The organism is Acinetobacter larvae (assembly GCF_001704115.1).
In the GTDB taxonomy this organism is placed as follows: domain Bacteria; phylum Pseudomonadota; class Gammaproteobacteria; order Pseudomonadales; family Moraxellaceae; genus Acinetobacter; species Acinetobacter larvae.
On the sequence record NZ_CP016895.1, the window covers coordinates 3,328,129 to 3,344,464 of the forward strand.

10 protein-coding genes are annotated in these 16,336 nt (G+C 39.4%); 4 read left to right on the top strand and 6 right to left on the bottom strand.

Going from position 1 to position 16,336, the window contains the following annotated elements; all coding sequences use genetic code 11:
• Positions 1–207: 207 nt before the first annotated feature.
• Both tenA and uvrA read left to right on the top strand, forming a co-directional pair.
• Complete coding sequence (tenA, locus tag BFG52_RS14785) at positions 208–885, top strand: thiaminase II (RefSeq protein WP_067557924.1); 678 nt, start codon at positions 208–210, stop codon at positions 883–885.
• Between the two features lie 147 nt (positions 886–1,032).
• Positions 1,033–3,873, top strand: coding sequence for an excinuclease ABC subunit UvrA (uvrA, locus tag BFG52_RS14790; RefSeq protein ID WP_067557927.1), 2,841 nt, complete (start codon positions 1,033–1,035; stop codon positions 3,871–3,873).
• 142 nt (positions 3,874–4,015) lie between these two features.
• Here uvrA and BFG52_RS14795 read toward each other — a convergent pair whose 3' ends face one another.
• The 4 genes from BFG52_RS14795 to BFG52_RS14810 are packed head-to-tail and all read right to left on the bottom strand — an operon-like array spanning position 4,016 to position 8,963.
• A complete protein-coding gene (locus BFG52_RS14795; RefSeq protein WP_067557930.1) occupies positions 4,016–5,080 on the bottom strand; it encodes a fimbrial protein in 1,065 nt (354 codons plus the stop codon).
• Entirely contained in the window at positions 5,081–7,657 is a 2,577-nt protein-coding gene (locus tag BFG52_RS14800) for a fimbria/pilus outer membrane usher protein (RefSeq protein WP_323807456.1), read from the bottom strand.
• 6 nt (positions 7,658–7,663) lie between these two features.
• The gene (locus BFG52_RS14805) at positions 7,664–8,374 is read right to left on the bottom strand and encodes a fimbrial biogenesis chaperone (RefSeq protein WP_067557935.1); all 711 of its coding nucleotides are present in this window, start codon (positions 8,372–8,374) and stop codon (positions 7,664–7,666) included.
• A 22-nt stretch (positions 8,375–8,396) separates the two neighbouring features.
• Positions 8,397–8,963, bottom strand: coding sequence for a fimbrial protein (locus tag BFG52_RS14810; RefSeq protein WP_067557938.1), 567 nt, complete (start codon positions 8,961–8,963; stop codon positions 8,397–8,399).
• A 469-nt stretch (positions 8,964–9,432) separates the two neighbouring features.
• On the opposite strand from BFG52_RS14810, the gene BFG52_RS14815 reads away from it, so the two are divergent.
• A complete protein-coding gene (locus tag BFG52_RS14815) occupies positions 9,433–10,134 on the top strand; it encodes an HAD family hydrolase (RefSeq protein ID WP_067557940.1) in 702 nt (233 codons plus the stop codon).
• A gap of 890 nt (positions 10,135–11,024) precedes the next feature.
• Positions 11,025–11,948 (top strand): porin Omp33-36, encoded by a 924-nt coding sequence (gene omp33-36, locus BFG52_RS14820; protein ID WP_067557943.1) that lies wholly within the window; start codon positions 11,025–11,027, stop codon positions 11,946–11,948.
• Positions 11,949–12,132: 184 nt separating this feature from the next.
• Here omp33-36 and BFG52_RS14825 read toward each other — a convergent pair whose 3' ends face one another.
• Both BFG52_RS14825 and BFG52_RS14830 read right to left on the bottom strand, forming a co-directional pair.
• Entirely contained in the window at positions 12,133–14,121 is a 1,989-nt protein-coding gene (locus BFG52_RS14825) for a BCCT family transporter (RefSeq protein ID WP_067557945.1), read from the bottom strand.
• A 498-nt stretch (positions 14,122–14,619) separates the two neighbouring features.
• Complete coding sequence (locus tag BFG52_RS14830; protein ID WP_067557948.1) at positions 14,620–16,335, bottom strand: cation acetate symporter; 1,716 nt, start codon at positions 16,333–16,335, stop codon at positions 14,620–14,622.
• Position 16,336: the final 1 nt, after the last annotated feature.

The following is a 16,336-nucleotide window of genomic DNA, read 5'->3' on the forward strand; positions in this document are numbered from 1 at the left end:
AATGCAGTTTTGCATGCGATCAAACTCAGTATTGCACCGAGCCCTCTCAATGATTCCTTACACAGAATTTTCGTTCTAAACTATGCTGTTATTCACACAATTGTTATAGTGCCTTGAGCACTCTATTTTTGTCACTGAAACTGTCATGGTATTTACACAAATCTAGAGCATAAGCTGTTTTTTATCTTGTGATGTCTAGGAGTAATCATGAGCTTTACCCAACAATTGTGGCAGCGTAATCTCGATTTATATCAAAATATTTTGGCTTTGCCGTTCAATCAGGAAATGGCGCAAGGCACGCTGAGTCAAGCAGCATTTTGTCATTATATTATTCAGGATGCACATTACTTAGAAGCCTATGGTCGCGCATTAGCCGTCTGTGCCGCCAAAGCTTATGATGCCGATGAGATTATTTTATTTACAGAATCTGCCAAAGTCGCCATTGTGGTGGAAAGAAGCCTGCATGATAGCTTTATGCAAGATTTTAACATCAGTAAAAATGAATTTGACAACACTCCCCTGAGTCTTGCCTGTCACCACTACACCAGTTTTCTAACCGCAACAGCTTGGTCAGAAAGCTATCCTGTTGTTCTTGCAGCGTTATTACCCTGCTTCTGGATTTATGCTGAAGTCGGTAAAGATATTGTGCAAAATGCCGCAAAAGTTAACCCTTATCAAGCGTGGATTGATACCTATTCCGGTGAGGAGTTCACTGAAGCGGTACAAAAGGTGATTGCAGCTGTGGACCGTGTTGCTGCACGCAGTGATGCGGATACCTTAGAAAAAATGCACCGTGCCTATACCCGTGGTGCTGAACTGGAATGGTTATTCTGGGAAAGTGCCTATAATTCCCGTACTTGGCCAGTTGGTTTAAATAAAGCTTAATCCATGCTGACCGAACATACAGGTCTAAAATGTGTTCAATGTAAATTGAGCAGACACAATCTGTCGTTTTAAATGTACATTGAACACTTGAACAATTTTCATGCGTTATCATATACACCTTTTTAATGAATTTTCTAGGAAGCATCGATGAGCCAAAGTTATATCCGTATTCGAGGTGCACGTACCCATAACCTGAAAAATGTGAACCTTGATATTCCACGCGACAAGTTTGTGGTCATTACGGGGCTTTCTGGTTCGGGTAAGTCTTCTTTAGCCTTCGATACCCTATATGCCGAAGGGCAGCGTCGCTATGTCGAATCATTGTCTGCATATGCGAGACAGTTTTTATCGCAAATGGAAAAGCCCGATGTCGATGCCATTGAAGGTTTAAGTCCTGCAATTGCCATCGAACAAAAGTCTACCAGTCACAATCCTCGCTCCACTGTCGGCACGATTACCGAAATTTATGATTATTTACGCTTGCTTTATGCCCGAGTCGGCACACCTTACTGCCCTGAACACGACTTACCGATGGTGGCACAAACCATTTCAGAAATGGTGGATGCTGTCAAAACCTTAGAAGAAGGCACTGCGCTAATGTTATTGGCACCGGTGGTCCGTGAACGTAAAGGTGAATACGGTCATCTCTTTGAACAATTACAAAGCCAAGGTTTTGTACGTGCCCGCGTAGACGGCGAAATCATTGATATCGATAGCCCACCAGAGCTGGATAAAAAGAAAAAACATAGCATTGAAGTGGTAGTCGACCGTTTCAAAGTCCGCGAAGATCTCGGTAATCGTATTGCTGAAAGTTTTGAAACAGCCCTACGTTTAGGCAGCGACATTGCAATATTATCGTGGATGAACGGTGAGAATCCTGAACGCGTTTTTTCAGCGAAGCATTCTTGCCCCGCTTGTGATCGTGCAGTTGCCGAATTAGAACCACGTTTATTTTCTTTCAATAATCCTTTTGGCGCTTGCCCAGTCTGTGATGGATTAGGAACACGTAGCCATTTTAGTGTAGACAAACTGATTCCCAATCCTGAGTTATCGTTGAGTCAAGGTGCGATTCGTGGTTGGGACCGTCAACGCCCTTACTATTACAGCATGATTCAAAAAGTTGCCGATCACTATGCTTATAATCTGGAAACACCTTGGCAAGAACTCGATAAAGACATTCAGAAAAAATTCCTCTATGGTACTGGTCGCGACAAAATTGATATGAGTTATATCGATGAGCGCGGTCGTAAACATAATCGCATTCAAGCCTTTGAAGGCATACTGCCGCATTTAGAACGGCGTTATCGAGAAACTGAAAGCAACTATGTTCGTGACGATCTAGCACAATACCTGTCCAATGCCGCTTGTGATGCTTGTGATGGCTCACGCCTCAATGAAATCTCACGCCATGTCCGAGTACAAGACAAAACCATTTCTGACATTACCAAAATGTCGATTGGTGATGCCGAAAACTATTATCAGCAACTACACTTAACGGGAGCCAAAGGTGAAATTGCGGATAAGATCTTTAAAGAAATTCGTGAACGCCTACAGTTCTTGGTCTCTGTTGGACTCAATTACCTTAGCCTATCTCGTTCCGCCGAAACATTATCTGGTGGTGAAGCGCAACGGATTCGCTTGGCCTCACAAATTGGCGCAGGTCTCATGGGGGTCATGTATGTTTTAGATGAACCATCAATCGGTTTACACCAACGTGATAATGATCGTTTATTGGAAACATTGATCCGCCTACGCGATCTGGGTAATACGGTACTGGTTGTTGAGCATGATGAAGATGCCATCCGTGCCGCAGATCATATTATTGACATTGGTCCTGGCGCAGGCGTACATGGTGGTGCCGTCATTGCCGAGGGAACCTACAAACAGTTAGCCAAAAATAAAGACTCTCTAACCGGACAATATCTATCAGGCAAACTTAAAATTGCCATTCCAGCAACGCGGGTTAGCCCTCCAAATCCAGAGCAATCGATCAAACTGATGGGGGCGGCTGGGCATAATCTCAAACATGTCGATTTAAACATTCCGCTGGGTATTATGACCTGTGTAACGGGAGTATCTGGTTCCGGAAAATCGACCCTGATCAACCGTACGCTATTGCCATTGGCTGCAACGCAGCTCAATGGAGCAACCACACTAACCGCAGAAAGTTTTGATTCTATAGATGGTTTGCAGCATCTTGATAAAGTCGTCGACATCGATCAAAGCCCGATTGGTCGTACCCCCCGCTCCAACCCTGCTACCTATACAGGTTTATTTACCCCGATTCGTGAACTCTTTGCACAAACACCAGAAGCAAAAGCACGTGGTTATGCTGCGGGTCGTTTCTCTTTTAATGTCAAAGGCGGACGCTGTGAAGCCTGTGAAGGTGATGGCATGATTAAAGTTGCCATGCATTTTCTACCCGATATGTATGTGCCTTGTGATGCTTGTCATGGCGAGCGCTATAATCGCGAAACTTTAGAGGTCAGCTATAAAGGTAAAAATATTGCTGATGTACTCAATATGACTGTTGAAGATGCTATGCATTTCTTTGACGCCATTCCAGTGATTCACCGTCGTTTAGAGACTTTGTTTCAAGTTGGCTTAGGCTATATACGTCTAGGACAATCAGCGACGACTTTATCTGGCGGTGAAGCGCAGCGAGTTAAACTGGCACGAGAGTTGGCAAAACGAGATACAGGCAAAACCTTGTATGTATTAGACGAGCCAACAACAGGGCTACATTTTCATGATATCGCGAAACTGCTCGATATCCTGCATGAACTCCGCAATAAAGGGAATACCATTATTGTGATTGAGCACAATCTGGATGTGATTAAAACAGCAGATTGGATTATCGACTTGGGTCCCGAAGGCGGTTCTGGTGGAGGTCAAATCATTGCTGAAGGCACACCGGAACAGGTCGCTGAATCCGATGTTTCCCATACAGCCCGCTTTTTAAAACCGATATTAGCGGCTGCACGCTAAACAAATTTTGAAAATGCCAACTTTGCAGACAAGGCATAGTCAGGGATCTTAGGATCCCTTTTTTATTTATGCCGCAGGCCACAACAATGCAGTAATCGATTAAAAACCGGACCAACCTTAACTCAACCAAGTGTGCTATATATTAATTATAGATCAGCGTAATCGTTGCTTGAGCTTGTACATGGGTCGCAGGTACAGGCATGCTATTAGAATAATAACGAGCCTTAAATGATTTAGAAACCGTACCACCTGTAATCGTACCAAAATTAAAAAAACTATTTGAGCTGTTTATTAACTTAGGCGCAATAGGAAGCGGTAAGCTATTACTGTCAGTAATTTGTACGGACACATTGGAAGAGTTTTCTACTCCTGAATTTTTTAGTAATCCTAAATTATTACTTTCAGACGGGCTATTATTATCAGTCAAAAGCGCTACAAGGCTTTTATTTGTATCACTCGCATCACAGCCCCCAACAGTCACTGTAAAGTCAGTATCACCTAATGCATGCCCTGCAGAAGTGAAGTCTGTTGTACGCACCGTCGGCAATAAGACATTGATCGCTGCGCCACCATTCACAACACAAGTTGTTTTGGTGATTTTAAAAGTAGATGACACAAGTCTAACGGGAGCACTCGCCGTTTCACCATCAGCTTTAGCGATCAGTGCTCCAAGTCTTATAGGGCTAATTGTATATACCCCCTCGGCATTCCCCAGACCAGTAATCAGTAAGCGAACATTCGGTAATCGGATACCTCTGGTTGGGACATCATTATTACTTCCAGTAGTTTTAGCATAAAGTCGATAAGCTGCTGAAGGGTCATTGACCCAAATTTCTGGGACAGTATTAGAATTATCTTTTACACTAAAGGCTATATATGCCTTAAATGTTGGTGTCGGCGTAATATAACTTGCAGGAATCTCATAGTAGGTATAACCATCCTTAGAGAAACGCGAAGCGAGTTCTAAATCCGTATTTGCTTTCATTGTAAAGTCACTAGAATGTTCCTTCGCTTTAGAGCAGCCATTAATAGCAGTTGCCCAAGCCTGAGTAACAGCTTGCGAAGAAAGTTGAAGATAACCATTATTACTGAGAGCATTGGTCATAATTGCTGTAAAATTAGCAGGTTGATCTGGATTTTCCTGACAGACAGAATATGCCTTGGATGAACATAATATCATCACGAGTCCCAAAAATTTCTTGTACATTTAACGGCACTCCACATTGACAATATTTATCGAACGCTGTTTATTTTCTGCAGCTGAAGAAAGCTCACTGAGAGGAATCACACAACGCTGTTTCATTTGATCTCCCCAAACCACTGTTAAAGGCTCAGTTAAATCATGAATACCATTGCTTAATAAAGATTGATTCGACTGCCCCATGATTCCTATCAATTTACCAGATTGAGTTTCGATGCGACTTCCCATTGGAAATTGAGCATTATCAATCGTATTGTTTATTCTCAGCAAAATGTTTGACTGAATATTTGCTTTAAAGGTCGCCAAAGTTGAACTATATAAGCGTGGTATCACTTGAGTCTGGTTACTATCTAAAGTAACTTCTGCTGGAAGTTGATCTGGGTTAATTGCAATTGAATTAATATTATAAGCCGATACATTTGGATAAATTGCATTTCCCCAACGATCTAACTTTATGCCCCATGCATTTTCTACAATTGCACCCGCACCATGCTCTACATGCACGATAGAATAAGTATCTGCCGCGGAGTTGGTTGCTGTTATGCCATAAGGGTGTGCAACAATTGCTCCCCGAGCTGACAGAGAATATTGAGTATCACTGCCATTTTTAAACACCGTTGCAGCTAGGTTCGTTTGCGGAAGTAAATAACCAACATTTGCATTATAGCTAGTGCTGTTATGATCATTATATTTATATTGAGAAATTCCTAGACCATAATTCAATTGATTTTGTTCACCAGCGGTTCCTGATAGGTTGACACCAAAACGATCGCTCGTCTGATCTTGCAATGTATTATGTTGATAATTTGAATTCACAAATACATTCGATTTTTTATAATCGAATGGAAGAGATAAACTGACATAAACACTACGGTCAGAGCCAGTATGACTATCGACATAATTTGTTTGGCTTAGCCCAATAGAATAGTTAAGAAGTTTCCAAGCATTTCCATAGCTCAGATTAAACTGATATTGATTCGGTTTGTTTGTCCAATATTGATTGGTTAAAAAGCCGAAACTAAAAGAACCTAAACGGTAATTGCTAAAGCTTTTATTAAAATTAATATTAAATTGATTTTTTAAATCAGCAGTCAATGTTAAATTTTTTTGTTCATCAACAACTAAATCATCATAATTTAATATCGCCAATGCATTCGATACGGTTAAATAGTCTCTACTTTGTAAGATACCACCAACATTTATATTAAAATCATATGGGTGCCAATTATAAACATAATCCAAAGACATGCGCTGCCCTTGGTAATCATTAGAGTATATAGAAGCTTTACTGATATTCCCGATTAAGTTAAAACCACCAATAGCTGTATTTAACCCAACCCCAGCAAGCATACTCTGGTAATTCTCTGCTAGATTTACTCCTCCCAATAATGTCAAATAATTATTAATACCATAGTTATATCCTCCCTGAAAAATAGTATCATGAGTGATTTTATCAATCGTTTTATAGTTACCCAACACCAAACTATAATTATATTGTTCTGGTTTTAGCAAATTGAAACTATTCTGCATTGGAATAATAAAGGTTTTCTTTTCACCACCATTCTCAATGATTTCAAGTGATAAATTACCAGATAAGTTTGATGTCAAATCTGTGATTTTAAAAGGTCCTGCGGGCACTGTGCGCTCATAGATTTTTTGCCCATTCTGAAAAACACGAACTAGCGCATTGGTATTCGCCACATTTTCAATCACAGGCGAATAATATCGCATAGACCAAGGTAACATATTCAAATCAGAAGCAAGTTGCACACCAACAATAGGGATACTTTCTTGTTGTAACGCATTGCTATTAAACTGACCTACACTGATACGCGAATGAATCGGTAGAATATCGCGATTTAAAACATTCTGATATGAACGATAACTCCCTAAACTGGAGCGATTATTTGATTGAAAACTTCCTGAATGTCTAAAATACCAGCCACCCAAATTTAATCCGCCAGTCAGACTTAGATATTGATCATCACTGGTTTCGGTATGATTATAATTGGCATTATAACCAATAAAACCAGAGTTCACGCCCTTATCAAATCGTGCAGGGTCAATATAACCAACCGGTCTTTCTTTAACAAAAATTTGCGGAATAAATATCGCTAATTTTTGAGTTGATAGATCAAAATCATAATAGGCATCAGGAGAAATTTCTTTGATCGTTAAACAATCTTTTTTCTCAAGCTGTTTTAGATGCTGTGTTTGAAGATCCAATTTAGCGAGCAAAACCGGATCTATACATAACACGACACTTTGCGAAGCATCTAAATGCTGAAAACTAAAATTCAACTCACCTAATGAGTTGGTATTGATTAAAACTTCAGCAAAATAATTACCTTCAGCGATATAGTTTGCTGTCCGGAATAAATCTAAATTGACATCTTTATTTTGTTCCCCGAATAAAGAGGCAGAGTTAAAAGACATGAATTGAGTATTATCTTTGGCTGAGAGTTTCTCTATATTTTGTGTAAGTGCTTCTTCACCAGAAACTGCATACGCTTTTGTGACCAGTGCTACTAAAATAAAGCACTTCCACCGATTTTTAGTATTCATCAATTCTATTCCTGGCAAAGACTTTTAATCAAATTGAGTTTCAAAACTTTGGATTCCGCCAAGATCATTCATGATTTGATAAGAAAGTTTTTCAGGTAAAAAGTTCACGATCAGTTTTTCCACAGTCTGTTGCGAAAAAGGTTCAAGCATAACGGCTTGCTTATAATTGGTATTTTTAGAGGCTGACTTAAAATCCATTTGCGTAATCGTAATAAAGTAAGGTGTTGGATTATTTAGAGTAACTTCTTGCGAAGCCCCATTGTAGGTAGCCTTGATTGAACGATAGGCAGTCTTGGTAGACATCTTTAATGTTGCAGGTCGATAAAATAACTTAATGCGCGTTCGTACATTAAACGTTAAAAGGTTTTTCCCAATATATTGTGGATCATTAGGCGGTATATCCAACATATTGAACCAGAATAATGACTCACGATCCTGTGCTAAACTGGGTGAACCTGTTGGAATGATACGGATTATCTGTCCTTTATTGGGCTCAACTCTAGATAAAGGTGGTGTTAGTACAAATGGAATTTGGTCTGCGGCTGGAATTCGATTAACATCGCCATCATCAATCCATGTTTGTACCAAAGCTGGTGTATTTAATCCATTACGCAACTGAACACTGACACTTTTTGCATTGGATGGAAAAATAACGCGCGTACCATCTATCGTGACACCAGCATAAAGTGACTGGCTCAAAAGTACGGCTAATGATAAAAGACTGGTACGCAACATTATTTCACTCCAACTCAAATACTTAGTTATATTCCAAAGTGTAGTTAATACTTGTTTTCACAGTCTGTGGTGCTGGATTTGCTTTATTTGAAATATATCGAGCAGCAAGTTTATAAGTACCATCAACAGGTGTGCCTAATTGTTTGTTTGATGAAAAATCTATGGCTGTAGTACCACTTAAAATTTGTACATACACATCTTTAGTCTCTGGTGCAGTACCATCTGTGTTGATTAACCATGATTTTTCTGTGGCATCAAAATTTGTACCCTCAGTACCACTTAAAGTAATGCCCTTAATAGCCCCTATTGTTAGGTCATCACAAGCCTGACCATTCGCATTCGTTATTTTGAGCTCGAATTCTTTTTCGCCCGCTGTAGTATTTACAGCACTAAAAACATCATTACGTACTGTATCAAGCTGAACGGTAACATCTTCTGTTCCTGTAGCTCCATCAGAACCTGTAAGTGTACAAGTCGCTGTCACAACTTTACCATTGACCGAAATAATGCCATCAGTTGCTAATGCAACATTTGCTATACCCATTACACCTAGAGCTGCAACCAAAAACTTAAAGTTCATTTTTTTCATATTGAAACGCCTTTTAGTGTGAAAATAGCTTAGACATCATTAAATTATTTTCACTATTAAGAAAATGAATCAGAATCAAAAAAATTAGAAGAATGTTACTATTTTTTGATCATTCCAGCGGATTATATCGCAGTAATATAAATAAATATTAACCCAATATAATGATAAAAATTTATTTAAAATCAATATATTAATAACATAAAAGAATCTAAAGACTATTGGATTTGACTTGTTTTGTAATTTTATGTTTACAGTATTTTGATAATTGATTGCCCATAAAATCTAGCTAATTTTTTATAGAATTTCAGCACTAGGAATTAGATGAAACTCACCTTAGTTTTAAAAAGATTTCTCAATAGATTTTTCAATATTGAGTCTAGTCTTTGTTCAATTGAATGAACAACACCACTCTATAGCACTTATGATGTTCATTATTAAATAATTCAGATCAAATAATTCAGGAATCCCCATGCCCCCATTACAAGCGGTTATATTTGATTTAGATCAAACACTATTGAATCGGCAACAGACATTACGCGACTTTTGTACATGGCAAGCCATCTCTCAACTACAACTCCCAACAGACATCGCACAGTACTATATTAAAAAATTTATCGAATTAGATGCACAAGGTCATGTATGGAAAGATATTGTCTATCAAGAGCTGATTCAGTGTTTTGCTTTAAAATTTAGCATGACCGCGTTACTTGGCAGTTATATCGAGAATTTTCATTTATTTTGTATTGAAAACCAAGGTGTCACAGCATGTATCAAGCAATTGCATGCCTCCGGTTATCAACTGGCTCTACTCAGCAATGGTCGCAGTCCTTTTCAACAACGTAACTTTCAAGCCTTAAATCTGGCTCAGTATTTTTCAGCCGTTGTAGTCTCTGAGGCTGTAGCCATGCGCAAACCAGATCCAGCAATCTTCACCTATACAGCGCAATGTCTCAATCTTCAGACTTCGCAATGTGTCATGGTTGGAGATGATGCTATAGCAGATATCCGTGGTGCCAAAACAGCCATGATGCGTGCAGTCTTATTTGACCCCACATGTCACCAACATGTCATGCAACCGCAAAAAGTAAAACCCTTGGCAAATGATCTTTATGCTGCTGATGCTTGTATGCAACAATTCAGTCAGCTACCCAGCATATTAGCGCAAATATAACCCTGTAAATTCTATGGCAAAATCCAATGGATTCAACCAAAAAAATTCCGCAATAACGACAAAACACCATATTTACAAAGGCGACATTATGGTGCATAATGCACCAAATTAGATCATTAAGCACTATTTCTCAGCAGAATAGTTGAAAGATATCTAAGTTTTGGCTTAAAAATCCAGTTTTCCAGAGAGACTGGATTTTTTTATGGAAAAAAATAAATATTTACAGGTCTTCAGCTGTTTTGGCTTTAGCTCTCACCTAGCAATCCACTCAACTCAATGCATGCCTTAAGGCATTTAATCAAACAAAAATCGCAACCATTCATAGATACACAAACCTTCTCTTCCTTACACTTTTAACACTTGTAAAAATGCAACTTTTTTATACAATCAGGTGAGTTATTACTATACAAGTTAGATGAAAAGGATTATTATTTACAATAACCAAGCAGGCTACTCTGCTTTTAATTTAAGCAAAAATGATTAGGAATAACCGACATAAATAACTGACTGAAAACGATAAATTTTAGAATATAATTTGGTCGAATTTCGCCAAAAACACCTAATAATTCACATTAATTCTTGCAATTTTATTGCAGGACTCATTTTATTTATAGATTAAAAATGCACTTCCAATCGACAAACTCAATAAAAAAACTATGAGATTAGTATCAAAAATCCCACTAAACTAACGCAACAACAACATCACAAGCACTTGTATTCTATATGTTTATTTTTTGGTTGACAAAATCAAAACCAAATGAACAAAAAACAAGCTAGTTGAAAAGTAACGTAAAAGACTCTTGCTGAGTGCCCTGACACGGGTTTGAACTCATATACTGTTACAATATAATAGGTGGAAATTAACCCATTTCAACTACTTGGAAATGATTATGAAAAAACTTGGTTTAGCAACTGCCCTCTTATTGGCTGTAACTGGTGCTCAAGCTTATCAATTCGAAGTTCAAGGCCAAGCTGAGTATATTGATACTCCTCAAAATGCTGAGAACTTTGCTGGTGCAGTACAAGGTACTTACTACTTCAAAGATGTAGACAGCACTAAAGGTCCATTGGCTGAAGCAGCTTTCTTAAACCAGGCTTCTAACGTTTCTTTGGGCTACAGCTTTGCACAGCATGATGTTAAACATGCTGGTCAAAAATTCCGTACTGAAAGCCAAAGCTACGGTGTAAAAGCTGAAGGTTATTTACCAACTGAATATGTCCCTGTATACGGTAGCGCATCTTATAGCCATACTTATACAGAAGGTAAAAAAGCTCTTTCTGGTGAAGACAATGGTGACCGTTATGCACTTGAAGTTGGTGCAGTATTAACACCAAACTTTTTAGTTGCTGTTGGTTATACCAATGTAACTAACCAATTCTCAATGGATACTTTTGGTGTTCTAAATAACGGTATCGCACCAGCTGCACTTGAATCCCTTGCTGGTATTCAAAACAAATCTGATGCCGTAACTGCACGTGCGAAATATGTGGGTCCAATCACTGGTACAAACATGGCAGTTGGTTTTGAAACTGCTGCGACTTTCGGTGAAAACAACATTTATGGCGTAAAAGGCGATTTATATCTAAACCCTAAATTAAGCGTAGGTGCGACTTTCTTAGGTAGCGATATGAACAGCAACCATAAAAATGGTACTTTCCCAGAAGGCGGTCGTTTTGACCAAGCTTGGGGGGCGAACGTAAACTACTTCATCAACCCAGCGGTTGCAGTAGGCGTTTCTTACTTACATGCCAATACCATCAAAGCTGCTTACGACACTGATACTGTTGGCGTAAATGCTAAATTCCGCTTCTAATTAGCTTGCAGAATTGATCTATTCAAAATAGGATGCCATCATGGCATCCTATTTTTTTAAACAATTTTTATTATAATTGCTATCAAATTCTCATAATAGATCAAGCAAGCCCGCGGCGATAAAAAACCGAGCGTATCATGCTCGGTTTTTAAGATGTCAATTTGGCTGTCATTCATTTAAATGATCAGGTTGAACCGCCTTGCTCTTGTTGACGCACAATACTCAAGAAGTGTAGATGACGTTCATATTGATCAATAATGTCTTGCAGTAAATCTTCTTGTGTCCAATCAATCACATCATAATTTTGTCCGCCTTCACGTAAGAATACTTCTGCCATATAAAATTGCTGTTGTTGGTCTGCAGCATCATTTAACATAAAGCTCGGCGCTACAGTTTCACGTTGTACAACCTGATAGATAAAGTTAATTTCGTCTAAATGATTGACACGTAACTGTAGCCCATTTTCGACCTCACTAATTTTGACTTGGAGGTCTCGACGCTCAAACTCGCGCTGAATACTTTCAAATGCCTTTCTCACTGCATTTTCAATAAACTGCTGTACCTCTTCTGCACCATGTGGATAGTGCATAATCAAGCCAAGACGCTGCTGCCAACTGCGTGGGTTTTGTACGGCGCGTGGGGTAATTCGTGCAACCTGCAAAGCGCGCATTTTGGTAACATCTATACGTAAAGCTTTTAATAAGCTCCAACAGATCATCAGCAAAATAAAAGTAAATGGTAAAGCACTCATAATTGTTGCTGACTGCAAAGCAGACAAACCACCGACCATGAGCAACATGATGGCAAGCACCGCAATTAAAATTGTCCAAAATAAACGCTGCCATAACGGCGAATTTTCATCATGGGCAGTAAGATAATCGATAACCAATGCGCCTGAGTCTGCAGAAGTGACAAAAAATAATGCCACCAGCACGGTTGCCAATACACTGGAAATCATAGAAAAAGGCAAATGAGTCAGGAATTCAAACAAAGCAAACGATGAGTCTTGTTGGACCGCACGAATCAATTCGCTGTTGCCTTGTTCTAAAATGCTAAATAAAGCCGCATTACCCATTACCCCCATCCAAATCAAGGTGAAACCCGTCGGAATAAGCAGCACGCCAATAATAAATTCACGAATGGTTCGCCCACGTGACACCCGAGCAATAAACATTCCAACAAAAGGTGACCAAGAAATCCACCAAGCCCAATACATAATCGTCCAGCCACCGATCCAGCCATTGGGATGATAGGCATACAAATTAAAGGTCATATCAAAGAGATTTGACACATATTGACCGACATTCTGTATTGAAGTTTGTAAGATGTATAAACTAGAACTGGCGAGAAAAACGAAAACCAATAAGATCACTGCTAAGATCAGATTAATTTCAGATAGACGTTTAATGCCTTTATCTAAACCAAAAGCAACCGACATCGATGCCAGCGCTGTCACGATTAGAATTAACACCAATTGCGTGACAACACTTTGTTCCCAACCAAATAAATAATTAAGACCAGAGTTGATTTGCGTAACACCAAACCCCAAAGTCGTCGCCACCCCAAAAACGGTACCAATCGTGGCAAAGGTATCGACACTATCTCCCCAACGCCCATAAATCTTTTTACCAATCAAAGGATAAAAAGCAGAACGAATCTTTAAAGGCAGATTATGCCTAAAGGCAAAATAAGCAAGTGCCAAGCCTACTAAGGCATAAATTGCCCAAGCATGTAGCCCCCAATGGAAGAAAGTAATTCGCATTGCTTGCTGCGCAGCGGCGATGGTCTCACCTTCTCCTTCTGGTGGGCTGAGATAGTGCATCACCGGCTCAGCAACACCAAAGAACATCAAACCAATGCCCATTCCTGCGGTAAAGAGCATGGCAAACCATGAACCATTGCTGTATTCAGGCGTACTGTGATCGGGACCAAGTTTGATTTTACCGGTATCAGAGAAAGCTAAAAAAACCAACAAAATTAAGAAGATTGCGACAGCTAAAACATAAAACCAGCTAAATGAATTAATAATCCAATGATTCAGTGCTGTTGCTATTTTCTCAAAGCCCTGTGGGTCAATTAAGATTAATGCTAAGAACACTGCAATAATTGCGACGGTACTGAGAAAAACGTTTGGCTTAACATTATCAAACCATTGCCGTTTATTGGAAGGCATAACTCCCCCATATTTTTATTTCTAAAGATAGATAGATTGCTAAAAAAGCAATACAAAAAGACACGACCCAAAGTTATCACCAAAATAGTGTGTTTCGGATCGCAATAAGTTCTGAAAACAACCCGTAGTAATAGTATCGAAATTACATTCACTATTCAGTGAAAAATGAAAAAATGTTACAAAAGCTTTTTTATAAAAATTAATAAAAACAAGTAATTCCCAACTAGACCACGCAAGATATATCCTTTGAGTCACTCTAATTATTTGTGATTTATTTCAATTAATCACCTATTATTCCAACGACTTAAAAGCCATTCTCTCGCGATCAACATTCTCGTGACATAAAAAAACCAATATAGGTCATATTGGTTTTTTTAAAAAAGATTGAAATCCGTAAGCGGTGTATATTTGAGCATCTACTGCGGTTGACGAGCTTCGACATTTAGCCTTCACGCCTGTCACCACCGCAGATGCTATATCCTATAGCACCATCAAAACTTAATGATCTGAAGCACCAGATGCACCGATCCCTGTCATAGAGCGTACAAACTGAGCATCAAATGCAGCACGTTCTTTTCTCGCACGTTCAGAGTTATCAGTAATGGAGAAGAACCAACAGCATAAGAATGCTAATGGCATTGCAAATAACGCTGGACCATTAAATGGATTCGGCGCAGTATCCGACAGTGCTAAAGTATCTACCCAAACTGCTTTAGATAAGACAATCAACGTCACCGCACCAATAAGTCCTACCAAACCACCGATGACTGCACCACGGGTGGTCAAGCCTTTCCAGAACATTGATAAAACCAAAACTGGGAAGTTGGCACAACAAGCAACCGAGAAAGCTAAGCCTACCATAAACGCAACGTTTTGCTTTTCAAAGATAATTCCAAGGAACATCGCAAAGATCGCCAAACCTAAAGTGGCAATTTTTGACATACGTAGTTCAGATGCAGGCGTTGTTTGTCCTTTCTTAAATACGTTGGCATATAAGTCATGTGAAATTGCTGATGCACCAGACAATGTCAAACCAGCTACCACAGCTAAGATGGTGGCAAATGCAACCGCAGAAATAAAGCCCATGAATAAATCGCCGCCGACTGCATCACTTAAATGCACGGCTGCCATGTTATTTCCACCGACCAACTCTAATTTACCAGTAACCATGGCTTTAGCGGTATCTAAGAACTGCGGATCGTTGGCAACAAATAAAATCGCACCGAAACCAATAATAAAGGTCAATAAATAAAAATAACCAATAAATGCTGTTGCATACACCACGGATTTACGTGCTTCTTTAGCATCTTTTACAGTAAAGAAACGCATCAAAATATGTGGTAAACCTGCTGTACCAAACATCAATGCCAAACCGAGTGACAAAGCGTCTAATGGATTGGCCGCTAAACTGCCTGGTCCCATAATTTTACTAGCGTCTTCAAAGCTAATTTTATTCACTTCACCAAATACGGTAATTGCATTATTGAACATATTGGTGAAACTAAAACCGACTGAGCTGAGCACCATAAATGCCATAAAGGTCGCACCACTCAGCAGTAACACTGCCTTGATGATTTGTACCCAAGTGGTTGCCAACATTCCACCGAAGATGACATAAGCCATCATCAGGATACCAACGATAATGACAGCAATATTATAGTTTAGGCCAAACAATAATTTGATGAGCTGACCTGCACCAACCATTTGTGCGATGAGATAAAATGCAACCACAACCAAGGAGCTAATCGCAGCTAACGTTCGCACCGGTTTTTCTTCTAAACGAAATGACACCACATCAGATAAATTATATTTACCCAAGTTTCTTAAACGTTCAGCAACCAAAAATAAAACAATCGGCCAACCCACCATAAAACCGAGTGAGTACAATAGCCCATCGAAGCCTGAGCTAAACACCATTGCGGAGATTCCTAAGAAGGATGCCGCAGACATATAATCCCCAGCAATGGCTAAACCATTTTGAAAACCACTAATACCACCACCTGCCGTATAGAAATCTTTGGTACTGGTGGTCTGTTTCGCAGCCCATTTGGTAATAAACAAGGTAAAACCAACGAAGACCAAGAACATGATAATGGCATGCCAGTTGGTTGCTTGTTGCTCTGCTGTCCCTAAATCTGGTGCTGCCTGTGCAAAGGTGCTGAGTAAGCCACTTAGACACAGCATTGCAAGCGCTTTGTATGAAATCCCTTTCATC